24 protein-coding genes and 4 pseudogenes are annotated in these 23,332 nt (G+C 57.1%); 14 read left to right on the forward strand and 14 right to left on the reverse strand.

What is annotated here, in order from left to right; all coding sequences use genetic code 11:
• Positions 1-9 precede the first annotated feature (9 nt).
• The gene (locus ACEN2J_RS06915) at positions 10-660 is read left to right on the forward strand and encodes a DUF1523 family protein (protein WP_442104386.1); all 651 of its coding nucleotides are present in this window, start codon (positions 10-12) and stop codon (positions 658-660) included.
• Between the two features lie 39 nt (positions 661-699).
• Positions 700-3,492 (forward strand): DUF2339 domain-containing protein, encoded by a 2,793-nt coding sequence (locus ACEN2J_RS06920; RefSeq protein WP_442104388.1) that lies wholly within the window; start codon positions 700-702, stop codon positions 3,490-3,492.
• Between the two features lie 45 nt (positions 3,493-3,537).
• Here ACEN2J_RS06920 and ACEN2J_RS06925 read toward each other — a convergent pair whose 3' ends face one another.
• The 5 genes from ACEN2J_RS06925 to ACEN2J_RS06945 are packed head-to-tail and all read right to left on the reverse strand — an operon-like array spanning position 3,538 to position 8,489.
• Positions 3,538-3,852: a hypothetical protein gene (locus ACEN2J_RS06925; RefSeq protein ID WP_442104390.1), complete on the reverse strand. Its 315-nt coding sequence runs from the start codon at positions 3,850-3,852 to the stop codon at positions 3,538-3,540.
• The gene (locus tag ACEN2J_RS06930) at positions 3,849-4,943 is read right to left on the reverse strand and encodes an EscU/YscU/HrcU family type III secretion system export apparatus switch protein (RefSeq protein ID WP_442104392.1); all 1,095 of its coding nucleotides are present in this window, start codon (positions 4,941-4,943) and stop codon (positions 3,849-3,851) included. Before ACEN2J_RS06930 ends, ACEN2J_RS06925 begins: the two co-directional genes overlap by 4 nt.
• Positions 4,940-5,719, reverse strand: a complete 780-nt coding sequence (locus ACEN2J_RS06935; protein WP_442104394.1) for a flagellar biosynthetic protein FliR — start codon at positions 5,717-5,719, stop codon at positions 4,940-4,942. The genes ACEN2J_RS06930 and ACEN2J_RS06935 overlap by 4 nt, the downstream gene beginning before the upstream one ends.
• Entirely contained in the window at positions 5,716-7,788 is a 2,073-nt protein-coding gene (gene flhA / locus ACEN2J_RS06940; protein WP_442104396.1) for a flagellar biosynthesis protein FlhA, read from the reverse strand. Before flhA ends, ACEN2J_RS06935 begins: the two co-directional genes overlap by 4 nt.
• A complete protein-coding gene (locus ACEN2J_RS06945; RefSeq protein WP_442104398.1) occupies positions 7,785-8,489 on the reverse strand; it encodes a transglycosylase SLT domain-containing protein in 705 nt (234 codons plus the stop codon). The genes flhA and ACEN2J_RS06945 overlap by 4 nt, the downstream gene beginning before the upstream one ends.
• A gap of 190 nt (positions 8,490-8,679) precedes the next feature.
• Between ACEN2J_RS06945 and ACEN2J_RS06950 the strand changes: the two genes are divergently transcribed.
• Both ACEN2J_RS06950 and ACEN2J_RS06955 read left to right on the forward strand, forming a co-directional pair.
• Complete coding sequence (locus ACEN2J_RS06950) at positions 8,680-9,381, forward strand: Crp/Fnr family transcriptional regulator (RefSeq protein WP_442104400.1); 702 nt, start codon at positions 8,680-8,682, stop codon at positions 9,379-9,381.
• Entirely contained in the window at positions 9,381-9,941 is a 561-nt protein-coding gene (locus ACEN2J_RS06955) for a DUF4202 domain-containing protein (protein ID WP_442104402.1), read from the forward strand. Before ACEN2J_RS06950 ends, ACEN2J_RS06955 begins: the two co-directional genes overlap by 1 nt.
• Here ACEN2J_RS06955 and ACEN2J_RS06960 read toward each other — a convergent pair.
• The 9 genes and pseudogenes from ACEN2J_RS06960 to ACEN2J_RS07000 form a co-directional block, all read right to left on the reverse strand.
• Complete coding sequence (locus tag ACEN2J_RS06960; protein ID WP_442104404.1) at positions 9,931-10,095, reverse strand: hypothetical protein; 165 nt, start codon at positions 10,093-10,095, stop codon at positions 9,931-9,933. The two genes, ACEN2J_RS06955 and ACEN2J_RS06960, sit on opposite strands and share 11 nt — an antisense overlap.
• A gap of 22 nt (positions 10,096-10,117) precedes the next feature.
• A complete protein-coding gene (locus tag ACEN2J_RS06965) occupies positions 10,118-10,762 on the reverse strand; it encodes a cytochrome c oxidase subunit 3 family protein (protein ID WP_442104406.1) in 645 nt (214 codons plus the stop codon).
• Between the two features lie 11 nt (positions 10,763-10,773).
• Entirely contained in the window at positions 10,774-12,114 is a 1,341-nt protein-coding gene (locus ACEN2J_RS06970; protein WP_442104408.1) for a nitric oxide reductase activation protein NorD, read from the reverse strand.
• On the reverse strand, positions 12,035-12,673 hold the full coding sequence (locus ACEN2J_RS06975; protein WP_442104410.1) for a hypothetical protein: 639 nt from the start codon (positions 12,671-12,673) through the stop codon (positions 12,035-12,037). Before ACEN2J_RS06975 ends, ACEN2J_RS06970 begins: the two co-directional genes overlap by 80 nt.
• 7 nt (positions 12,674-12,680) lie before the next feature.
• Positions 12,681-13,487: a CbbQ/NirQ/NorQ/GpvN family protein gene (locus ACEN2J_RS06980; RefSeq protein ID WP_442104412.1), complete on the reverse strand. Its 807-nt coding sequence runs from the start codon at positions 13,485-13,487 to the stop codon at positions 12,681-12,683.
• A 5-nt stretch (positions 13,488-13,492) separates the two neighbouring features.
• Positions 13,493-14,857 carry a cbb3-type cytochrome c oxidase subunit I gene (locus tag ACEN2J_RS06985; protein ID WP_442104414.1) on the reverse strand — a complete coding sequence of 455 codons (1,365 nt, stop codon included), beginning with the start codon at positions 14,855-14,857 and terminating at the stop codon, positions 13,493-13,495.
• Between the two features lie 11 nt (positions 14,858-14,868).
• A pseudogene (locus ACEN2J_RS06990) lies at positions 14,869-15,321 on the reverse strand (c-type cytochrome).
• A 129-nt stretch (positions 15,322-15,450) separates the two neighbouring features.
• Positions 15,451-16,248 (reverse strand): FAD:protein FMN transferase, encoded by a 798-nt coding sequence (locus ACEN2J_RS06995; RefSeq protein ID WP_442104416.1) that lies wholly within the window; start codon positions 16,246-16,248, stop codon positions 15,451-15,453.
• 42 nt (positions 16,249-16,290) lie between these two features.
• Entirely contained in the window at positions 16,291-16,989 is a 699-nt protein-coding gene (locus ACEN2J_RS07000; RefSeq protein WP_442104418.1) for a 4Fe-4S binding protein, read from the reverse strand.
• A gap of 2 nt (positions 16,990-16,991) precedes the next feature.
• Between ACEN2J_RS07000 and ACEN2J_RS07005 the strand changes: the two are divergent.
• The 10 genes and pseudogenes from ACEN2J_RS07005 to ACEN2J_RS07050 form a co-directional block, all read left to right on the forward strand.
• Positions 16,992-17,450: pseudogene (locus ACEN2J_RS07005) on the forward strand (cytochrome D1 domain-containing protein); the annotation flags it as partial.
• A 104-nt stretch (positions 17,451-17,554) separates the two neighbouring features.
• Positions 17,555-18,337 (forward strand): uroporphyrinogen-III C-methyltransferase, encoded by a 783-nt coding sequence (gene cobA / locus ACEN2J_RS07010; protein WP_442104420.1) that lies wholly within the window; start codon positions 17,555-17,557, stop codon positions 18,335-18,337.
• Complete coding sequence (locus tag ACEN2J_RS07015) at positions 18,330-18,635, forward strand: c-type cytochrome (protein WP_442104422.1); 306 nt, start codon at positions 18,330-18,332, stop codon at positions 18,633-18,635. Before cobA ends, ACEN2J_RS07015 begins: the two co-directional genes overlap by 8 nt.
• Before the next feature lie 2 nt (positions 18,636-18,637).
• A pseudogene (locus ACEN2J_RS07020) lies at positions 18,638-19,777 on the forward strand (cytochrome D1 domain-containing protein).
• The gene (locus ACEN2J_RS07025) at positions 19,777-20,565 is read left to right on the forward strand and encodes an Lrp/AsnC family transcriptional regulator (RefSeq protein ID WP_442104424.1); all 789 of its coding nucleotides are present in this window, start codon (positions 19,777-19,779) and stop codon (positions 20,563-20,565) included. Before ACEN2J_RS07020 ends, ACEN2J_RS07025 begins: the two are co-directional and overlap by 1 nt.
• A gap of 12 nt (positions 20,566-20,577) precedes the next feature.
• Positions 20,578-20,763: pseudogene (locus ACEN2J_RS07030) on the forward strand (Lrp/AsnC family transcriptional regulator); the annotation flags it as partial.
• Positions 20,763-21,236, forward strand: a complete 474-nt coding sequence (locus ACEN2J_RS07035; RefSeq protein ID WP_442104426.1) for an Lrp/AsnC family transcriptional regulator — start codon at positions 20,763-20,765, stop codon at positions 21,234-21,236. The pseudogene ACEN2J_RS07030 and the gene ACEN2J_RS07035, both read left to right, overlap by 1 nt.
• Positions 21,233-21,715, forward strand: a complete 483-nt coding sequence (ahbB, locus tag ACEN2J_RS07040; RefSeq protein WP_442104428.1) for a siroheme decarboxylase subunit beta — start codon at positions 21,233-21,235, stop codon at positions 21,713-21,715. Before ACEN2J_RS07035 ends, ahbB begins: the two co-directional genes overlap by 4 nt.
• 1 nt (position 21,716) lies before the next feature.
• Complete coding sequence (nirJ, locus tag ACEN2J_RS07045; RefSeq protein ID WP_442104430.1) at positions 21,717-22,931, forward strand: heme d1 biosynthesis radical SAM protein NirJ; 1,215 nt, start codon at positions 21,717-21,719, stop codon at positions 22,929-22,931.
• An 87-nt stretch (positions 22,932-23,018) separates the two neighbouring features.
• Positions 23,019-23,261, forward strand: a complete 243-nt coding sequence (locus ACEN2J_RS07050; RefSeq protein ID WP_442104432.1) for a c-type cytochrome — start codon at positions 23,019-23,021, stop codon at positions 23,259-23,261.
• Positions 23,262-23,332: the final 71 nt, after the last annotated feature.

Here is a 23,332-nt window from a genome sequence, read left to right on the forward strand (position 1 = left end):
GGAACGCCGATGCGCTATGTAAAATGGACTTTTTTCTCGATCATAGCAGTTTTGCTGTTTTCGTTCTTTCACTACACGTTGCCGCAGCATGATGTTGTGCGCATCGTTGGTACCGAAAACCGCCGCATCGATTTTGGTGAAAACTCGTTCTTTTGGGCGAGCCCGGATGTCGGCACGTCTGTTGATAGGAACCGCGATGTGTTTTTCATTCAAACGCTACGCGCCGATAATAAACCGGTAGTGTATCGCAATGAAGATACGGGCTGGGGCTGGCCGCCGTATTTCAAGCTGGACAGCTCTAACCTGCAGGCGCAGGCGCAAAGCATGGTGTCAAACGCGGCTACCCCGCAATGGGCCGAGATTACCCACTATGGGTGGCGCAATGAATTTTTGACGATTTTCCCCAATGCAATCAGTATCCGGGCGGTCGAAGGCCCCGATGTACGGATTATTCCTTGGTTTAACATTCTGTTCTTTGTCGTGTTGGTGGGCGTGCTGTTTTTGCTGTGGCGGATGTGGGCGCAGTTCCGTGAGCGCACGATTGACCCGACGCTGGAAAGCATAAGCGACACGTTTGACGAGATTGATGAGACTGCCGATGGTCTTTGGGCGCGGTTCAAGGCATGGTTGGCGACATGGACGGGTAAGCCGCGCAAGTAAGAGGTTTTTGGGGCTGAAATGAAATAGGCGGGGTGGCACATGGACGAGCTTGAAATGTTGGTCACCTTTGCTGCGATTGCTGTGCTGTTGGTTGTGGTGCTTATCCCCTATTTGCTGTTTTCGCATTGGGGCCTGAAGGCCAAGGTTGGCCGGCTAGAGCTTTTGGTCGGGCAGTTGCAAGCGGCGCTTAAGGTGCCCGACCAAACAGCTTTGACCCCAGAAAAGGCCGTTAAGGCCGTGCCCGCTGCGTTGGAGCCGACCCAAATGCAGCCAGAAGAGGACGCTAAGCACGCGCCTTCCCCAGAGTTCTGGCTCCAAGGCACGCTGGAGGAAGAGCCCGCCCCCCCAACCGCCTATGTGTTCAAGCCTGATCTGGTTGCCAAGCTGACTGCTTGGCTGCGTGACAACTGGGTGCTGGCGATTGCGGCGGCATCTTTGGCGCTGGCGGGTGTGTTTATGGTGCAATATGGCATTGAAAACGGGCTGCTAACACCGTTTTGGCGTGTGATGGGTGCACTGGCCTTTGGTGCGGCACTGATTGCAGGGGGCGAGTATGTTCGCCGCAATGCAGGGAATGCGTTTGAAGATGGTGACGCCGTTGGGGAGACGCAATTCCTGCCCTCAACCCTTTCGGGCGCGGGGATTGTTGTGCTCTATGCCGCTGTGTTTGCTGCCCGCGCACTTTATGGCCTTATCGATCCGTTGACCAGCTTTGCGGCGCTTGGTGCGGTGTCGGCGATTGCGCTGGTTTTGGGGTGGTTTTACGGGCCGGTTCTGGCTGCGGTGGGCATTTTGGGCGCGGCGCTTGCGCCGTTCGTCACCGGCAGCAGCTCGGATAATTCTTGGATGGTGCATTACTATCTGGCAATGGTTGCGGCTGTGGCCTTGGGGATTGATACCGTCAAACGCTGGGCTTGGGTTTCGGTGTTGGGGCTGGTGGCCACACTGGCAGGGGCTTGTTTACTTTGGGCCGAGAGGGGGGCAAATTTGCATTTCCTTGGCGGTGGCTTGCTAACCCTAATCGCCGCCTTTGCTATCCCCGAGCGTGGGCTGTTTCCGCGCCAAACGGGGGCCTCGTTCATTGACGCCCTGCGTACGCGCGGCAAATTGCGCCCGAATTTTCCTACCCGTATAACATTTGGCACCACGCTGGCGGTGACTTTGGCGGCTCTTGCAGTGGTAATGAGGAACGACTATCCGTCTTCGCCCGATACTGTCTGGCTTGCGATTTTTACGCTTGGCTTGATTATCTCGGCCACGACCCTTTGGACGCAAAATGCCCCCGCGCTGTATGACCACGCGCTGATCCCCGGCCTTGCGTTCCTTGCGCTGATCGCGCTGGAAAGCGTTACGGATGGACCACTGTTTCACGCGTTCCAGCAAGCCGCCATTCCCGCCATGGTCGGAGAGGCGACACCAATCGCCGCCTCCATTCCAATAACTGTGTGGGTGCTGTCGGGGCTAGGGGCTCTCGGCTCGCTATTGATGTTCATACGGATGCAACGGGCGGTTCATGCCCAAGACGAGAGCAGCGCATCCAGCTTTTTGGCATTTTGCGCGGCGGTTTTCGCCCCTGCAACGGTGCTTATGCTGGAGTTTCTTTGGGCCCCCGGCCCAATTGTTGGCCAATATGAATGGGCGCTTGCCGCAATCGCTATGGCGGCGTTTATGGTGGTGCTGACCCTGCGCAGCAATGCCGCCGATGCCGGCGCACCGCTGCGGATGGGGTTGTTCGCCGTGGGCGCGCTGACGCTGATCACGTTGGCGGTGTTCCTTGTGCTGACCCAATCGGCATTGACGGTGGCGCTGGCGGTTATGGTGCTGGGCACGGCGCTGCTGGATCGTCGTCATGCGATGCCGCCACTGACCTATTTTATCCAAATCGCGGTGGCCATCATCACGTTTCGGCTTGTGGTTTGGCCGGGCTTTGACTGGGCGCTGGGCTGGGACTATGCCGCCAACCTTTATGAAATTGCGTATTTTGAGGTGGCTTTTGCGTTCTTGGCCACGCTTGGGCTGCTGTCAGCCGCGTGGTGGGTTTCGCGCGGGCAACGGCTTAAAACCGCGGTAGTGTTGGAGAGCGCGTGCTGGACCATCCTGGGCGTGTTTCTGGCGGTGTCACTGTTGCGCGTCGCACCAAGAGACGCAGGCGATAGCCATTGGGTGATGGGCTTGATGTCAACAATTTGGGTCGCGTTGGCGCTGAACCAGCTGTACCGGATGCAGATGGGCGGCAAGGTTATGACGGTCCTGCGCGCCGTTGTTGCTGGGGCATATGGACTGGCGGCAGCCGGTACGCTGTACATGTTGGCCTTTGTTTCGAACCCGATTTTCAGCAAGAATGCGCCTGTCCAAGGCCCGCCGGTTTTTGACAGCCTTGCACTTGCGTTCCTGCCGCTGGCGGCCACCTTCGCCATTGCGGCTTGGAAGATCACACATTTCGGACGCACCCTGCGCATCGGTTTCACCCTTGCTGCCAGCGCGTTTGCCGCTTGCTATGTCGGACTGGAAATTCGGCGGTTTTGGCGCGGAACCGATCTGTCGGTGCCGGGATTTTCCGACCCGGAGCTTTACAGTTACACCCTCGCCATGCTGATCGCCTCGGTCGTTTTGCTTGTGCTGGCCTTTGGCCAGCGGTCCGATATCTTGCGCAAGGTTGCAATGGCCGGCGTAGCGCTGACTGTGGCCAAAGTATTCTTGGTGGATATGTCTGGCCTGTCCGGCTTGATCCGCGTGTTTTCTTTTATGGGCCTTGGGCTATCGCTGGTGGGTCTTGCATGGCTGAATCGCAAGATGACGGCGCAATGGGAAAGAACCGCGCCCCGAAATTGATAAGGCATACAATGGCGGCAGCTCGGTGTCTGCAATTTGGTATGACTATAATTTCTTTAACACTTCGGAACGGCCAAACGACGTTTCCGCGGCTTTGCGCGCCTCCATCCATGCAACAGTCTGCCGTGCAAGAATAATATTCAGTTCTGATCGGCGCAGCTCTGCCCATCTTTCATACTGAAGCGAAGCGGCGGCTGACGCAACCGGGCTTAGCTGATCACCCGGTTTTGCCACCAAATCGTTTAGGCGTTGCAAGCTTTGGTTGCGTGCCTCTGCACACGCACGCAACCCAGCCAGATGCTGGTTAAGAATGAGGTCAGACAGAGCTCTAAGACGATCGAGTTTTTTCACATTCTTCAATTGATCCCTCGCTGTGCCGCGGTTTTTCGCTGGCGAATAGATTCCGAAAAACGAATGGCCGCCGCAACAACGCGGTAATGATCAGGGTGCACCTCTTGTCCAACATCGAGTGACGCATAAAGCAAACGGGCCGTCGGCGGATCTGGGTGCAGCGGAACGGCGGCCTCGGCAGCGCGTTCTCGGATGCGTTGCGCAATTTCATCTACGCCCTTTGCGACACAAATTGGCGCACGGCCTGAAAGCCTATCCCATTTCAGCGCAACCGCGAAATGAGTTGGGTTCACGATCACCACGTCGGCTGTTCGCACATCTTGCAGCATGCGGTTTGTCGCAATTTCCTGCCCTTTTTGTCGCCGCTTTGCTTTGGTATGCGGGTCACCTTCGGCATTCTTATGCTCATCCGTCATCTCTTTGCGCGACATCCTGTTTGACCTAAGATGTTCTGCTCGCTGCCAAAAATAGTCTATCCCGCCGATAGCAAGGACCAGTATCGTAATGATAGCAAGGAAGCGAACAACCGTTTCAAACAGCAAAGTCGTAGCAACGGGCGGGGTCAGATAAATCATGCGCAAAAGATCATCGGCTTGGCGGCTTAAAAACCAAAACAGCAGAATTGAGATGACCAAAAGCTTTACAAAGCTCTTGAGAAATTCGAACAGGCCTTTGCGGCCTAGCTTGTTTTTCAGTCCAGATATTGGGGAAATTCGGTTCAGCTTTGGCGCAAGTTTAGACGGCGTAAAGATCATGGCCCGCTGCGCAACAATCATGAGCGTCGCGGTGATAAATGGTATCAAAAAGAACGGGGCAAGCGGGCCAACCATTGAAACTAAAACGGTTAAAACACTTGGTCCTGCCCCCTTTGTCCACACAGATGAGAGGCTGTCAGATTGTTCAAGTATTGCCGCTGCAGCCTCGCCTGATTTAAGTAACATATTGCGGCCAAGGGCGACGCTGACCAAGAGAAACCCTAAGTATGTTCCCGCAGTAATAAGATCATTCGATCGCGGAATTTCACCTTTCTCGCGCGCATCTGAGAGCTTTTTATCAGAGGCTTCATGTTCTTTATCAGATGCGCTTTGCTCGTCGCTCATGGAACACCTGCGAAGGGGTTGTTCATGTAAGCGATCAACGCTGTATGCCAAAATTGCAGCAAAAGGGGGGAAGCCATGGCAAGTAGAACTAAGCCGCCAAGCGTGAGGGCTGGCGCGCCAACAAAAACAACCATCAGCTGCGGCATCGCGCGATTTATCACCCCAAGCGCAATATTATAGATAAGCGAGGCTGCAATAAACGGTGACGCCATTTCAAATGCCAATGAGAAGGCGGTGCTAACCTGCGACAGGCCCCAGCGGGCAATATCCGCGCCACTGGGCAAAACGCCGAGGGGCAGGACATCGTAGGAATAGACAAAAATTTCGGCGATACGGATATGTAGCCCGAAAGCAACGGCCAAAGCCAAGCCTGTCACAACGAATAAATGTGACATCGTCGGCTGTGGTTCACCGCTTTGGCCGCCAAAAAGCTGCGAGAGCGAGGTTGCTTGGGCTGCCAGCGTGCCTGCGATTTGAAGGGCATGAACAAAGAGCCGCAGGCCGATACCAATGACAAGACCTGCCAACACCTCAACGGCAATCGGGGCCGCGAACGCGCCGCCATAAGGCCCGATTTGATCCGCGACGATGGGCAAGACAACCATCGTATAGCAAATTCCGATGGCCAGCCGTATTCTTTGCGGGACGGATTGTTCGCCAAACGCAGGCAACAATGCCATTGCTGCCCCGACACGCAGAAATACAAGAAAGGCGGCCCAAAGCCAGTCTTCGGTAAACTCGGTTGATTGTGTCAGAAGGTCTAACAATTGCGTCATATCGGTACTTGTCCCACCATGGCAGGGCGGGCCTCAAGGCCGATCTCTTCATATGAGAGCACGGGCGCGTTTAAACCTTTGGCGCCAAGGACTGTCCGCAAGAAACGCCTGCGCAGGGTAGAGGTCACAAAGGCAGGGTGAAGGCCGCTTTCGGCCGCTTTGTTCAGCTTTTCTGCAAGATTATTGGCCAATCGGCTAAATTGATCTGGTGGCAATGCTACGTCTCTTTGGCCTTTTTCGCCTTCAATCTGATATGTCGCAAAGGCCTTCTCCCATTCCGGTGCCAGCTGAATAAGCGGGATCGTACCGTCATCTCGGCGCAGGGCAGCCACAAGTTGAAACCCAAGCCGTTGCCGCACATGTTCACAAATTGCCTCGGGGGATCCCGCTGTGCGCGATTCTGCGATGCTTTCCAGAATGAGCGGCAAGTTTCGAATAGAGACCCGTTCCTCAAGTAGCAGGCGTAGCACGGCCAGCAAGAGATCGACCGGAACCTTGTCAGGCACCAACTCATTCAACAGACGCTTGTTTGACTCGGATCGAGCGGAGTCGGATAAGTTGACAAACTCATCCAGCAAACGGCGCAACCCGCGCAAAGACAGCAGGCGCGAGAGATTGTTTTTTAACACCTCAAGCAAATGGGTCGCTAGAACTTCTGTTGGCGATACGACTGTAAGGCCTTGAATAGAGGCCTCTTCCTGCGCGTCTGGTGGAATCCATCTTGCGGGCGCGCCGTATACCGGTTCGCGTACATCCATCCCTTCGGGAACCGGCAAGCCATCTGACAGCAGGGCCAATACGCGGTTGTAGTACAGTTTGTCACTTACCTGCTCGACGCCTTGCAAGCGAATACGGTAGGTTCCTGACGGCAGGGATGGTTCATCCGTTAGTCTGATTTCAGGCAGGATTAGGCCAAAGGCGCTGGCGATATGGTTGCGCATATTCGCGATACGGGTATCAAGCCCCGTTGCGGGATCCAAAACCATTGTAACAAGGTCGGGTGCAAATTCGATGTGAATGTCGTCGAAATCTAGGATGTCACCCAAACGGCGTTCGACCGGTTTCGCAACGGTTTCCTCCGGTTCGGGTTTGGGCTTGTTTGCCCCTTCCGCGCCCCAATAGGCAGCTGCCCCTAAGACCAATGAGCCTAGAATGAAAGGCAAAAACGGCAGACCCGGCACCAATGCAAAAAGCGCCATTAAGAACGACACCGTGGCCAAAGCCCCGGGATATCTGCCAAGTTGTTCAAAGAATGAGACATCTGCCGCGCCAGTTTGCCCACCGCGTGCCAAAAGAAGCGCCACTGCAATGGAAATAATGACGGCAGGAATTTGGCTAACGAGCCCATCACCGACGGTTAATATCGCATAAGTTTCAAAGGCCTGCCCAATCGGCATGCCGTGAATTACGGTGCCAATGATCAACCCCATGACGATATTCAGCAGCGTAATCAGCAGGCCCGCAATAGCATCGCCTTTTACAAACTTAGAGGCGCCGTCAAGCGAGCCAAAAAAGTTGGTTTCCGCCAGTTCAACCTCACGCCGCCTTTTAGCCTCGGCGTGATCAATCGCGCCAGCCGACATATCGCTGTCGATTGCCAGCTGTTTGCCTGGCATCCCATCAAGTGCAAAACGGGCGCCAACTTCGGCCATACGGCCCGCGCCCTTTGTAATCACCACGAAATTCACAATCAGCAAAACACAAAAGACCACGACGCCCAGCAAAACCGAGCCGCCCATGATGAAATTTGCGAACCCTTCGATAACCTTGCCCGCCGCGCCCGTCCCGGTATGGCCTTGGCCAATGATCAACTTTGTTGACGATACGTTTAACGCAAGCCGTAGCATCAAGGATGCTAAAAGGATGGTCGGGAAAGCCGAAAACTCTAAGGGTCGCTGGATGAAAAGCGTGACGGTAAACATCAAAATCGCTAGGGCAAAGGAAACGGCGAGGCCGATATCAAGCATCCATGCCGGGACGGGCAAAACCATCATCACGATGACGGCCATCAGCGCAAGCGCAAGCAAAATGGTCGGTTGAAAGATCGTTTTAAGGGTTAGATTTTTCATGGCCGCCCTCCAATTACGGGGTGCGGCGCTGAAATGAGCGGCTGCGCGGCTGATGATATCAGAAGTATCGGCCCCCGCGCACCGGACAGGCTGAACTGTTGCTGGGCTTGCTTAGGGGTTGGTTTGCGTTCCTTTACAGTCACGGACGGATCACGGATGCCCCCCCCCGCGAGGTGCGTTTCAAAAAGCCGTTCAAGGCGTTGAACATATGCCTCGGCACGGGCATCATTATTCGAATGATAGCGGCCAACAGCGGCCCGCCATTCGCCAGTCTGACTGTACAGCTTTTGCAGAAACTGGGCGGCATAGAGCGCGTTGCTGCGGGGAGAAAACATGTCGTCCAAGCTTTGAAAGGCTTGCCCATGCCAGCGCATATTGATTTGAAAACAACCGATATCGATGTTTGTGGTTTGCGTAGCCATCAAAGTTTGAACAAATTGCATCGCCGCAGCTTTGTCGGAAAACCAATGCCCCTTTTGGCCAGATTGGACGGTCCATGGCCAAGCGGCGTATTCATTTTTAGTAAACTTGGTTTGTCCGGTTTCGGCTAGCGCCACAGCGCGCAGTACCGAAAGCGGTACGCCGGTACTTTCTGATGCATGTCGGGCAGCATCCTCACATATTGAGGCCTGCGCCAGTGCAGAAAATAACCCCAGATACAAAGCCGGAACCATTGCGCAGTAAAGACGCCATTTATGCATTTAACCACCGTATTATCGGGGCCCGTTCTAGCCCCCATCGCTGATATTAGGGCGTCTTCCTTACCAATTCGTAACTGTCTCAAGTTTTATAGGACGAAGGTTTCGGGGGGCTCACCTTACCAAACGAACAATTGGCATAGCTCCACAAATATGCGAGGTATGGATTTGAACACAAAGGTTAGGGCCGGACATGACACCAGAAGAGAGGAGGATCGCTTCGGGGTCCATCTTGCTGTCAGGGGCATCGCCCGAGGCTGCCGATCTGTTGCTGAAATCCTCTCGGGTGAGGGGCTTTGACCGTGGTGCCACGCTGTTTTTGCAGGGTGAAAAGGCCAGTGCGATTTATATCGTGCTGGACGGGTGGGTAAAGCTTTACCGTATCGCCCCAAACGGTGCCGAAGCTGTGGTCGGTGTTTTCACTAAAGGTCGGAGTTTTGGTGAGGCGGTTGCCTTTCAACATGATCTCTACCCTGTTGCCGCCGAGGCCGTGACGGATTGTCGGGTGATCCGCATTGAAGCCGATACATATCTGCGGCAAATCCGCGAAAACCCCGAGTTTGCCGTTGCAGTCCTTTCCGCAACTTTCGTGCATTTACAATCGCTTGTCGCCCAAGTTGAGGCGCTGAAGGCCCAAACTGGTGCGCAACGCTTGGCCGAGTTTTTGCTAGAGCTATCTGTTTGCGTTTCGGATGAATGCGAGGTGGTCTTGCCGTATGATAAGGTGCTGATCGCCGGGCGTCTGGGCATGAAACCCGAGAGCCTGAGCCGCGCTTTTGTCAAGTTGCGCGATCACGGTGTTGCCATTCGCCAGAACCATGCGTCGATTGCCGATATTGCGGCATTGCGCGATTTTGCTTTTGAAGATTCGGCCATGTCACGGAGTAAGACTTGATGTCCAATATCGAAACCGCTTTGCAAATGATTGATGCTGCCAACGCGGCCGACCCAACGCTTGAAGACGGCAAGCCCGCCGCATTGCTATATGGCGAGCGTATGTCGGTTGAGGCGGCGCGGTTATTTCCCGATGCATCGGATGTCCTTCGCATTGCGGCGCGTGGCCAGCATGTCGAACGCTGGTTGCTGAAACGCGCCGAATTTCCCGAGGGTAAGGAAGGCTATCATGCGTGGCGGCGTGAGCAGGGGCGCAGACATGGCGCGCGCGTGGCCGGTATTATGGCAGATGCAGGCTATAGTGCCGAGGACCAAGCGCGCGTGGGTGTGTTGCTGCGCAAAGAGGGCATAAAGCGCGATCCCGAGGTGCAGGCGCTGGAAGACATCATTTGTTTCGTGTTCATTCGTTGGTATTTTGCCGATTTCGCGGCCAAGCGGAGCGCGGAGGATTTGCAAGGCATAGTTGAGAAAACTGCGCGCAAGATGTCGGCAGAGGCGCGCGCGCGGGTGCTGGCCGAGTTTGATTTACCACTGGATTTGGCGGCTGCTTTCACCCCGTAACAGGAGGCGTCGCCACATAAATCCCAAGCAGGCCTGCCATAAATAGTGCCAAAACAAGGCTAAAGCCCCGCAGATATGTGGGCGCTTGCGCAAGGCCAAGATAGCGGGCGGCGATGATGCGCGCTTTGGCCCATGCCAGCAGCAAAATGACCACACCACCCCAAAACGGCAGGGTTTCAGGGCGTTGGGTGACGCCAAAAAGAAACGGCAGTCGATGCCGCCGATAGCGCCAAAAGCATAAGCCATGCGCGGGTTATGGTTTGCATACCGCCCCCTAGCGCAGCAGGTAAATGACGGGAAATAACAGCACCCAAACCAGATCGACCATATGCCAAAACGCAGCGCCAACCTCTAGGTTGCGGGGAGTTGGGCGTAGGGCGAGCAAGGCAAATATGACCAGCGCCGCAATGACATGGGCCGCGTGAAGCCCTGTCAGCAGAAAGTAAAAGGTGAAAAACGGGCGTGATGCCTTGGCTGGCTTTCTCGGCAAATTCGGTGAATTTGATCGCTAGAAACAGCACGCCCAAAGCTGCCGCCGCCAACAACGCCCAACGGGTTGCCGCGACACGGCCAGCCTTGGCATAGGCCAAGGCCCGCGCCGCAATATAACCCGAGGTCACCAAAACTACGGTATTTACGCCAGCTGCCGTGCGGTGCAGGTGATCTTGGGCCGCTGCAAAACCGGCGGGGTCGGTGATGCGCACGGCCATAAAGGCCAGCAGACCGGCGCCAAGCACCAGCAATTCCGAGATAATGAGAACCCACATCATCAGATCGCCGGGCAGTTGGTCAAGGCTGCTTTGGTCGGACGTATCGGTCATGCGTCGACCAATTAGCGGTAAATTTCGGGTAAGGCTTGGGTCAGCTTGTCGGGGTCCGAGATCACCGTAAACCCGCCGGGGCCGAACATGCGGGGAAACCATGCCTTGCCATCACGGTCGACGGTGATGCCGTAAACGGCGTGGCCAGCGTGCCGCGCCTCGCGCACGGCCATGCGGCTGTCTTCAATGCCATGGCGGCCCTCATAATGGTCAAGGTCATTGGGTTTGCCATCGGTGATAACCAACAAAAGGCGGCGCTTGCGGGCCTGTTCAGACAACTCTTTGGACACGTGGCGAATGGCAGCCCCAAGGCGGGTGTAGTGACCGGGGACAAGCGACGCGATGCGGCGGATAATACTGTCATCCATCGGCTCGGCAAAACCTTTGCATTCCTGCATGAACACGCGGTGCCGTTTCAACGACGAAAACGCATGGATCGCAAAATCATCGCCGCAGGCGTTCAGGCCCCAAGCGAGGGCTGCCAATGCCTCGCGCTCCACGCCGATCACGGTTCGGCCGTCTTGGCCGTGGCCCGGAACGGCGCTTTCGGTTGAGCGCGATACGTCGAGCCGGATCGACACCGCCAAATCGCGGGCTTGCGGGCGGGTTTGGCGCCAAATGCGGTCGTCGCCTTGGCCGGTTGCATAAAAATCGACCCGCGCGCACACGGCCCGGTCCGTATCAAGTTCATCGCCGTCAAGGTGGCCAGAGGTCGAAATTCGGCTGGGACGCAGAGCCTCGAACTGGCGTTTGACGGCGCGGATACGGGCCTGCGCGCGGGGATCGTCCTGAAAAGGGGATTGAGCAATCGCTTCGGCTTTTGAGGTCAAAACGCGGGTATGCGCGGGCAGGTAGGCGCCGGTGCGACAATCCCATTCAGGATAGGTGGAAATGCCGGAAAGTGCCTCACGGTCGACATCTTCGGGCGACAGATCAAGGTGCAGTTTCAGGCGGGTGGCGGGGGCTTTGGAAATTTGTCCAAGGCCAATTTCATCGGCGTCATCAGCGGCCTTTTTGGCGCTGTCATCATCGTCATCTTCAACCCTGCGGTTAAGGTTGATGAACTCGGCCCAAGACAAGATCGCCTCAAACTTATGCAGGATAAAGCTGTCGTTGCGCTCGGCCTGATCGGCGCGTTTGCGCTTGGCGCGGTGGGTTGTTGCGCCTTCGGCTTCCTCGGCAATGCCATCGATTGCGCGGGCCTCAACCTGTGTTTCGGCGGAAAAGCTGACGTGTCGCAGATCGGGCCACAGCGCCACAGGGCGAAAGGGTTTATAGCCGCGTGGCGTTTGGGGGGGGCAGGTCGGGTAGGGCGCAATCTTCGCCCAAAGCGTGGCGGATGCGGGCCTCAATTGCCGCCTCGGCGCGGGGCAGGGCGGGGCGGGGGCGCAGAGCCAAAGTGGCGGCGCACAGATCGTAGTAGAGTGCGGCAAAGCCCGGCGCATTTTCAAGCGTATTGCGCACCATCGCATCGGCGGCCTCAAGGGCGGCAATGTCGGCGGCCAGCGGGCCATCGGTTGCAATGGGTGCTGCATCCGCGTGGGCGGCGCTGGCGGTTAGCCACAGGTACAGCGCGGCATTCGCCTCTCGCGCGGGAAACTCGGACAGGCTTTCGGGCAGGCGCAGGCTTTCGCCATCGAATGACGCGCGGGCCGTGCGTTCGGTATCGGTGCCAATGCGGCGCAGGAATGACAGGCGGTGGTGGGGTTTCTCCGCTCCCACCGCTTTGATCTCGGTCGCCGGATTGCCGCCGAGGCCACGGAAAAGCACTGCCAACCGTCCGCCAACCTGCGCGAGGTTGACACGGGCTCCGTCGTGGTTGCTTGGCGCATCCAGACGGCTGGCGAGTTCGTGCCACAGTTTTCCCATCGTCTCTTCGGGTTCCCATGGCTCGATTTCGATCTTGGTCATGCTGGCCTCACCCGAAAACAGCGGTTACAAGATCGAGGAGCCCGCGTTTGGTATCGCGGTCGTCGGTCAAAGGTTCGATCATCGCGGCCAGAATGGCACGCTCAACCGGCATCCCCTGACGGATCAGCGTTGCGGCATAGACGACAAGACGGGTGGAAACGCCTTCCTCTAGATCCTGCCCCTTTAGATCACGCAGCTTGTTGGCAAGGCGCACGAGCGGTTTCACCCGCGCCTCATCCAGCCCGCTTTCGCGCATGACCACAGGGATTTCATGTTCCGGTTTGGGGAAGCTGAATTCCAGCGACACAAAGCGCTGACGGGTAGACGGCTTTAGGGTTTTCAGGATGTTCTGATAGCCTGGGTTATACGAGGCCACGAGCATAAAGCCATTCGCCGCCTCAAGCTCCTCACCCGTACGATCAATCGGCAGGATGCGGCGATCATCGGTCAGGGGATGCAGAACCACGGTCACGTCTTTGCGCGCCTCGACCACCTCATCCAGATAGCAAATCGCCCCTTCGCGCACGGCGCGGGTCAGCGGGCCATCGACCCAAATCGTCTCGCCCCCCTTTAGCAGGTAGCGGCCAATCAGATCGGCGGCAGACAGGTCATCATGGCAGGCCACGGTATAGAGCGGACGGCCGAGTTTTGCGGCCATATGCGCCACAAAACGAGTTTTGCCGCAGCCGGTAGGGCCTTTTAGTAGGACCGGCAGTTGGTTGTCATAAGCCGCTTGAAACACTGAAACTTCGTCGGCTTGGGGCAGGTAGAAGGGGGCATCTGCCGCCCCCTTCAGGTTTAGGTTTCCATCCATGACCATCACTCCGCAGCCACGGCTTTGCCGGGTTCGATGATTTCACGGCGTGGTACCATTACCGAATAGATGAACAGCAGCGCGCCCAGAACCACGGCAATACCCGAGCCAAAGCGCATGGCGTAGAAGATCCAAAGTTGGTCTTGGACTTCCATGAAGCCCATGCCCATCACGCGTTGCAGGTGGGTTTGGACAGTGCCTGCAAAGGTCAGGGTAAAGGTCATAAACACCATCCCGCCCGACATCAGCCAAAACGAGGCCATGTTCAGCACTTGGTTATAGGGATCACGGCCCAAAAGCACGGGCATCGCATAGGTGATGATAGCCATGTTTACGCAGACATAGGCACCATAAAACGCAAGGTGACCATGCGCTGCGGTGATCTGCGTGCCGTGGGTGTAGTAGTTAACCCCATGCAGCGTGTGAATAAAGCCCCAGATGCCCGCCCCAAAGAATGCCAGAACCGCGCAGCCCAAAGACCACAGGAAGGCGGCTTTGTTCGGGTGGTCACGGCGGCCTTTCCAGACCATGACGAAGGCAAACGACATCATCGCAAAGAACGGCACGATTTCCAAGCTAGAGAATACATCGCCAATCCAAGCCCAATAGCCGGGTGTGCCGATCCAGAGGAAGTGGTGCCCCGCTCCAAGGATGCCGGAAAACAGGGCTGTGGCGACGATAACATAAAGCCATTTTTCTACGACTTCACGGTCTACGCCGGTCAGTTTCAGCATCAGGAACGCAAGCATAGAGGCCATAACCAATTCCCACTCGCCTTCGACCCAAAGGTGGACAACGAACCACCAATACATTTTATCCAATGCAAGGTTGGCCGGGTTGACGAAGGCAAACAGGAACAGCAGCGACAGCCCCCAAAGGCCCAATAAAAGGATGTTGGTGATCGCAGTTTTCTTGCCTGCAAGCACGGTCATGGTGACGTTGAACAAAAAGATCAGCGCGGCAACCACGATCCCGGCTTTCACCCAACGGGGCTGTTCCAGAAACTCGCGGCCTTCTTTGCCAAACAGGAAGCTGCTCTCAAACAGGTTGAAGGTGTAGGTCACAACTACGCCTGCGGTGCCCAGTACCAAAATCGCAAGCTGGATATAGGCGAGTTTGGTCGAATACATCTCACGCTCGGATTCTTCGGGTATCAGGTAATAGGCGGCCCCGAAAAAGTCCAGCAGCAGCCAGACGATCAGGCTGTTGGTGTGCAGCATCCGCAAGATGTTAAACGGCATGATTTCCGACAGGAAATTGCCGTCAACGTAAACATACCCCATGAGCAGGCCAAGGCTGACCTGCACGGTGAACAACGCCATGGCTACGATAAAGTAGGCCAGAGCGATTTTTTGAGTTTGATATTTCATGGAAGATCTCCTTAACCCGCATCATTCGGTGGCCAGTTCTGGGTATTGATCGTGTTGGTCCAGAGCAGGAAATCGGCCAATTCGCGGTATTCCGCATCGGTCAGGTTGAACTGCGGCATTTGCCGACGCCCCTCGATGCCCGTTGGCATGGCGTCCATCCAGCCTTTCAAGGTGTCCATTGCGGCCTCCGGGTCGTCATTCCCGCCCCAGCGGGTCATCACATTGCCCAGCTCTGGCGCGAAATAGGCGCCTTCGCCCAGAATGGTGTGGCAGTTGATGCAGCCGTGAATTTCCCACAGATGCTTGCCTGTCACCACCGATGGCGTCAGGGTTTCTGCATTGGTGGATGTGGTGACGGTATATAGGTGGCTGTTCTACGTCAGCCCGATAAAGATTAGAATAAAGAACAATGACCCGCCATAAAAGATATTGCGGGCCATGCTCTTGGTCATGACTTCGCGCATTGCGCATTCCCTTTCCCAAAGCTTGCCCGAGGAATGCGCGGTGCACGCTCGGGGCCGTTGATGGTAAACTATCTGTGAACGGGTGGCGGCACGTGCGCCTTAACGAAAGTCAAATGCAAAGCGGTTTTGTCAGGAAATATGTTCCAGCCGAGTATTATGAGTTTGGGCAAGGGCGGCATCAATCGCGGGGCGGTCCATCAGGCAGAACGCTGTCGAAAGCGCATCGGCCAAAGCGGCCGAAGGAGCGGAAACGGAAATCGTATTCCACAGAGGGGCGTCTCCATGCGGATTTAAAACATGCGGTGCATTCGCGCCAATAGTCGTGCCGCGTGGCGAAGACGTAGCCAGCGCACGGTTTTGCAGCAAAGCCTCGCCCAAGCGTGTGCCTTGTGGGCCAGCAATGCCAACGCGCCACGGGTCTGTGCCGCTATCGCCTAGCGCCATCACCTCACCCATATCGACCAAAATATTGTGAAAGCCCTTGCCATACAGGTATTCTGCGATGCTATCGGCGGCAAAACCTTGGGCGATGCCGTTAAACGTCAACGCCATGTTCGGTTTCAGCCGGATATCTGTTTCCGACCATTCCACCTTGTCCCAGCCCATCAAGTCACGGGCGGCGGCTTGATCTGTGCCTTGCGCCGTAGCCAGCCAGAGCGGCTGGATCGACGGGTCAAACACGCCGCCCGTGGCCTTATTGGCGCGGTCGCTGGCGGCGACAACGGTTTGAAAGGCGCGGGTGGTGTTGGCGATATAACCGGTCTGGTTCAACCGCGTCAGGGTCGAGTCGCGGAACAGTGAGAAATCAGCTTCGATCTGGTCAATGAGTGCCTCGATCTTTGGCCAAAGCAGGGCGGCGCGATTCTCGGGCAGGCCAATCAGTGCGATTTGCGCATCGGCCCCCAAGGCGCGGCCTTTCCAGACCACAGGATTGGCAGCGGCGGGCGTGGCGCAGAGCGCGGCGGCGGTTCATGCGGTCTCTCCTGTGCGGGCGCGGCGCTTGAGTACGGTGCAGGTGTGGGCGTCATTCATGATGATCTGGCAGCGCAGACACAAAACGCATTCATCGGGGTTGATGCGGCCTAAAGGGTCAATCGCGCCAACGGTGCATTTGGTTTCGCAAAGCCTGCAGTCGCGGCCGCATTGCGGGCGGCGTTTCAGCCAATCAAAGATCTTTAGCTTGGCCGGTATCGCCATCGCCGCGCCCAAAGGGCAGAGGTAGCGGCAATAGACCCCGCGACCCCAGAACAAAAGGCCGAGTGCGGTGAAGCCCCACAGCAGAAAGACCACCGGCTCGATCAAGAAAGTTTCCCAACGAAAGCCGTTCATCAGCGAATGGATAAAGGCCACGACTTGCACCACCGAAAGTTGCCCGTTCAGGCCCCAGCCCAGCACGAACAGCGTTGTTGTCAAAAAGCCAATCCGCCCGACGCGCCACAAACGCGGGCGGCGGGTGATCCATTCGTGCGCAAATAAAATCAGTGTCAGCACGGCGAGCATCCCAACGACAACGCCGGTTTGCAGGCGCTTGATTATCTGATAGCTGTCTGCGCCCGGCTGATAGGTTGTGGCCTTTTGCGAAACTGTCAGGCGGTCAAACACCCCCGATTTGCGCCAATCGGTGCCGCGATGCGAATAAAGCCCGGATGAAATGATCACCAAGGCCATCGGCGCTTATCGGGACAGACCCCGAAGGCCACGCAGATCAGGCTTGGAAAATTGTAGACAGCTTTAGCGCCCTTGGTGGCGGTTGGCTGTTCATCAAGACCCACCCCAGCTCGGACCACCTCTATGTTGATGCGCCGCTGAACCCGGATGCGGAAACCTCGGCTTCGGTTGCTGTGTTCACGATCAGCGGCATGAAAGCGGGCGAATCGTCGGAATTTGTGACGCTGCCAATTTGTGAATGGGCAGGGATTGCAGACGGGCAGCCGCGCGTTGTGCAGCCTGAATTCAACAAAGAGGGTACCGAGGTGTGGTTTTCGGTCTAGAATGCCAAAGATAAGGAAAGCGCGATTGTCGTTGTCGATGACAAAACGCTGGAATTGAAAAAGGTCATCAAAGACCCGGCGCTGATTACGCCAACCGGCAAGTTAAACGTCTTTAACACGCGTGAAGACGTTTATTGACGCAACCATTGGGGCGGCGGGAGACCTGCCGCCCCAACCCTTGCTATTTTTCGCAGTTCCCAATTTCCGCAATTGCCAATTTCCACAATTGAATGAGAGACGCCATGAAAGACAGCGCGCGTACCATCCTTCCGGGCAAGGTTTTCTTGATTGGCGCCGGGCCGGGTGACCCTGATTTGCTAACGGTCAAGGCGCTGCGGCTTTTGCAAACCTGCGATGTTGTGGTGTGTGACCGCCTTGTCAGCCCCGAGATTATGGCGCTTATTCCGGCAGGCACGCGCAAAATTGACATGGGCAAGTTGCCCAAATGTCATAAGCTTTCGCAAGACGAGATTAACGCTTTGCTGGTCGATCTGGCCCGACAAGGCCTGCAAGTGGCGCGGTTGAAAGGTGGCGACCCGCTGATCTTTGGGCGCGGGTCCGAGGAAGCGGCAGATGTGCAAGCGGCTGGCTTTGCTATTGAATATGTACCCGGTATCACCGCCGCCCAAGGGGCCGCTGCCAGTACGGGTGTGGCGACCGGCGTGCGCTATGTCACCGGCCACCGCGCGCGTGATGCGGCGCTTGATCTGGACTGGGCCAGCCTTGCCAATCCGCAAACCACGCTCGTCGTTTACATGGGCGTGGCGAATATGCCCGAGATTTCCTTGCAGCTTATCAACCACGGCATGCCAAGCGACCTGCCGGTTATGGCCATCGCTTGCGCCACCACACCCCGCGAATTGCGCGTGACGGGGCAGTTGGATGACATTGCGGCCAAGGCGACCACTCTGCCCTATGGTCTCCCTGTGCTGTTCATCATCGGGCATGTCGTGTCGCTTTATGCGCCCGCCCTGCTGCACGCCGCCCTTGCCTGCGAAGGCGCGGGGATGCATGCATATGCTTAGGATAATCGGCTTGTGTGTGCTGCTGCCGACGGCGGCTACAGCCGGAGTTACCGCCCCTAGGGCCGTGGCCCTTGAGCATATGGTTCTCCAAGATTGCGGCTCGTGCCACGGGCTAACGATGAAGGGCGGATTGGGCAAACCTCTGACCGCCGAGGCGTTGTCTGGCGCTGATCCCGAGGCGCTGGCCTTAATCATTCTTGACGGTGTTCCCGGCACTGCCATGCCCCCATGGCGCCCGCTTTTGACCGAGGAAGAGGCCGAGTGGATCGCCCATTACCTATTGAAGGACCGAAAATGAAAATGTTTGCCTTATGCTTTGCCCTGCTGGCCGCGCCTGCCATTGCGCAAACGCCGTGCTGTGCGACCGGTGATTTGGGTGTGGTGGTCGAACGCGCTACGGGGTCGCTGTTGGTGGTTGACCGGTCCGAACATGCGGCCATCGGGGGGCTCGAAGGGCTGGGTGATCTGTCCCACGCCTCGGTTACCTTCAGCCCGGATGAGCGTTTCGCCTATGTCTTTGGCCGCGATGGCGGGCTGACCAAAGTGGATATGTTAACGCGGACCATCGCCGCGCGGGTGATGCAGGCGGGCAATTCAATCGGCGGCGCGATTTCCGATGATAGCAAGCTGATTGCCGTGTCCAACTATGAACCCGGCGGGGTAAAAGTGTTCGACGCGGATACCTTGTCCTTGGTCGGGGATATCCCAGGCAATTCCAAAACCATCGAGCTGGTCGATGTGCCCGGCCGCCGTTTTGCGTGGTCGACATGGGATAGCGGCGAGGCGTTTATGGCCGATTTCTCAGGGCCAGAGATGAAAGTCACCAAGCTGGGCAATGTTGGCAAAAACCCGTTCGACGCTGTGCTAACCGATGATGCCCACACCTATCTGATTGGTTTGTTTGGTGAAAAAGGCGTAACGGCGATTGATTTTTGGGATGAAACCCCCGTACCCGTGCGGTTTCTAAAAGATTAGGGCAAAACCGAGGATGACCTGCCCGTCTATAAAATGCCCCACCTGCAAGGCTGGGCCTTTACCGAGGGCCAGTTTGTCTTGCCCGCCGTGGGCCAGCACGAATTGCATTGGGTTAACCGAGAAACGCTTGCCGAGGTGGACCGCACCCCAACCCACGGCCAGCTGGTTTTCATCATCGCGCAGCCGGCCTCGCCCTTTGTCTGGGTCAATTTCGCGACGCCTTTGAATGACACGGTGCAAGTGGTGGACAGCCGTGATCACAAGGTTGTGGCCAGCCTGAACCCCGGCAAGGCGGTGTTGCACATGGAATTTGCGCCGCGCGGGGCCGAGGTTTGGATTTCCTCGCGGGATGACGACAAAATCGTGATTTATGACACCCACACCCGCACGAAAATCGGTGAAATTCCGGCGCAAAGCCCATCGGGCATTTTCTTTACCGCGCGCGCCCATCGGACGGGGTTGTGATGACAGGTCGCCTAGACCAGATCGACGGCCATTTGCTGGACAATTACCAGCGCGATTTTCCATTGGTGCCGCGCCCGTTTGCGCAGCTTGGCCAAGATTTGGGGCTGACTGAGGCCGAGGTGATTGCCCGTTTAACCGCTTTGCAGGCACGTGGCCAAATCTCGCGCGTGGGGGCCACAGTGCGGCCCAATACGGCGGGCGCGTCGACATTGGCGGCGATGGCGGTGCCAGAAGGCCGGATCGAAGAGGGCGCAGAACTGGTCAATGCCGAGGCGGGGGTGAACCATTCCTACCTGCGCGAAAACGCGTGGAACCTGTGGTTTGTGGCAACGGCCGCCGATGCTGACGCGCTGGCGGCGCAATTGGCGCGGCTGCGGGCTGTGACGGGCTTGGATATCCTTGACCTGCGGTTGATGCGGGCGTTCAACATTGATCTGGGCTTTGCTTTGCAAGGGCCGCGCGCCCAAATGGCCCCACGCCCCGCGCCCGATATGATGGCGCTGCGGCCCGAAGATCGGCCGATTTTGCAGGCGCTTTCCTCTGGCCTGCCACTGGTGCCGCAACCCTATTTGCGACTGGCGCAAAAGTTAGGCCGGACCGAGGCCGATATAATCCACCGCATTCGCACGCTTAGGGCGGCCGAGATTTTGACGCGGGTTGGCGTGATCGTACGCCACCGCGCGGTAGGGTGGACGTCAAACGCGATGGTGGTTTGGGATGTCCCACCCCCGCAGATTGAGGCGGCATGCCTGTCACTGGCTGCGTTATCCGGCATTATCTTGTGTTAACAGCGGGTTACGTTTCCAGACGTCTGGCCCTATGCGCTCTATTCCATGATCCATGCCCGCAGTCGGGATGAGGCGTTGGCCGTGCTTGCGCAGGCCAAAATGCTGCCGGAATTGGCAGGAACCTCGCCGCAAGTTCTATTCTCAACGCGCTGTTTCAAACAATCCGGCGCGCTTTTAACCCAAGAAAGGGCAGCCTGATGCGCCGCAGCAGCCTTCCGCCAGATGCTCTTGACGCGACGGATCACGCGATTTTGAACGCTTTGCAAGATGGCTTTTCTATCGCCAAGCACCCTTTTGCAATCGCCGGTGCCGCGCTGGGGGTTACTGAGGATGACCTAATCAGCCGCGTCACCAATCTGCGCAAAATCGGGGCAATCACACGATTTGGCCCGTTTTATGATGCTGCCGCGATGGGGGGCTCGTTTTGTCTCTGCGCGATGGAGGTGCCAGCGCAGGAATTTGAAGAGGCCGTGACTTTGGTCAATGCGAACGCCGAGGTCGCGCATAATTGTGAACGGACGCATCGGCTGAACATGTGGTTCGTGCTGGCCTGCGAAACTGAAGAAGGAATTGAGCGCGTGGCACAAGAGATTGAGTCTGAGACCTGCCATACCGTGCTGCGCTTTCCCAAGTTGCGAGAGTTTTTTATCGGCTTTCGGGTGCAGGCATGACGCTGGATGCCCTTGATCGCCGCATTATCGCGGCCACGCAAAGCGGGCTGCCCCTCACGCCGCAACCTTATGCCGTTGTTGCCGTGCAGCTAAAGCTGACCGAGGATGAGGTGATTGCCCGCATGGCGGATATGCAGGCGCGTGGCATCATCCGCCGCATCGCCCTTGGCCCCAACCATTACGCACTTGGCATGGTCGCCAAAGGCATGAGCGTGTGGGACGTCGACGATGCCCACGCCGAAAGTTTGGGTGAGAAAATCGGTGCTTTGCCCTTTGTCTCGCACAGCTATTTGCGCCCGCGTGCCGAGGGGTGGCCTTATAGCCTGTTTGCCATGATCCATGGCAGCACGCGCGATGAGGTCGAAGAAAAACGCCAAGTGATTGAGACGATTTTGGGCGATGCAGCCCGCGCCAATGACATTCTCTATTCCACCCGCATTTTGAAAAAGACCGGCATGCGGATCAGCGGAGGAAACTGATATGTTTCGACTAACCCAATATATGCGCGAGCTGGTGACGCCAACGCCCGTGCGCAAACGGGCCAGCGCAGGCGGGGTAAAGCCGGTGGTGATCTGGAACCTGACGCGGACCTGCAACCTGAAATGCCGCCACTGCTATACCACCTCGGCCGATGCGCCGTTTCCGGGGGAATTGACGACCGAGCAGGCGTTGGGCGTGCTGGATGACCTGAAAGGATTTGGCATCCCTGCGCTGATTTTGTCGGGCGGCGAACCCCTAAGCCGGTTTGATTTCTTCACACTGGCCGAGCGCGCCAAGGCGCTGAATTTCCGCCATTTGTCGCTGTCCACCAATGGCACGCGTATTGCCGAAAACATCGATCGAATTGACGCGCTTGGCTTTGATTATGTCGGCATTTCTATCGACGGTATCGGGGCCACGAACGATTGGTTTCGCGGTGTCGATGGGGCGTTTGACCAGGCGATAGCTGGTGTGCGCGCCTGTAAATCGCGCGGCGTTAAGGTGGGTTTGCGTTATACCATCACCGAACAAAACGGCCACCATCTGGGCGAAATGCTAGATCTGTGTGAGGCCGAGGGCGTCGATAAATTCTACCTGTCACATCTGGTCTATGCGGGGCGCGGCGACAAACATCGCGGCGAGGATACCGAGCATTCCCATACCCGTCGTGCCATGGATGTGCTGATCACCCGCGCTTGGGCTGCCATTCAAGATGGCAAAGAGCTTGAGGTTGTGACCGGCAACTACGACGCCGATGCCGTCTATTTCCTGCAATGGGTTGATGCCAATTTCAGCCCTGAGCAAACCGCCCATGTCCGCGCGCATCTGGAGGCTTGGGGCGGCAATTCGTCGGGGCTTGGGGTGGCGAATATTGACCCGCAAGGCAAGGTTCACCCCGATACCTATTGGTCGGATTACACCATCGGATCGGTGAAAAAAGATGGTTTTCCATCGCTTTGGACGGGCCCCGATGCCATGCTGGCCAACCTGCGCCAACGCCCCCGCCCGCTAAAGGGCCGCTGTGGGGATTGCGCGTTTAAACAAGTGTGCGGCGGCAATACCCGCATTCGTGCGCTGCAAGTCACGGGCGACCCGTGGGCCGAAGACCCCGCCTGCTATCTGTCCAACGCCGAGATTGGCGTGGACGATGCCGACCGCCTAACCGTTACCCCTTTCCGAGGTAAAAGCCATGATCCGGCCCATCGTTTTCTTTAGTCTGCTTGCGACCACCGCGATTGCCAGCCCCATTTTTGCCAGCCCTGATGGTGCGATGATCTATGCCGATCAATGCGCTTGTGCCATATGGAGTCGCGGCTGGGCGGCACTGGCCCTGCGCTGATCCCTGAAAGCCTTGGTCGCCTAAAGGGGGAAAGCCTTGAGGCGATCATCGCAGGCGGCCGCGTTGCGACGCAAATGCCTGCGTTCAAAGACACGCTGATTGCCCAAGATATCGCCGCCGTTGCAAGCTTTATCACTACTCTGCTGGAAACGCCCCCCACTTGGACCGTGGCCGATATTGAGTCAACTCGCAGCTTGGACGCTTGAAGTTACCCACAAGTCGTGTGGCAAATTGATTCACCCACAAGATTTGGTCTTGCTCCAGAAAACCCTATTGT

Source organism: Pseudorhodobacter sp. W20_MBD10_FR17 (assembly GCF_052119765.1).
Taxonomy (GTDB): Bacteria; Pseudomonadota; Alphaproteobacteria; order Rhodobacterales; family Rhodobacteraceae; genus Pseudorhodobacter.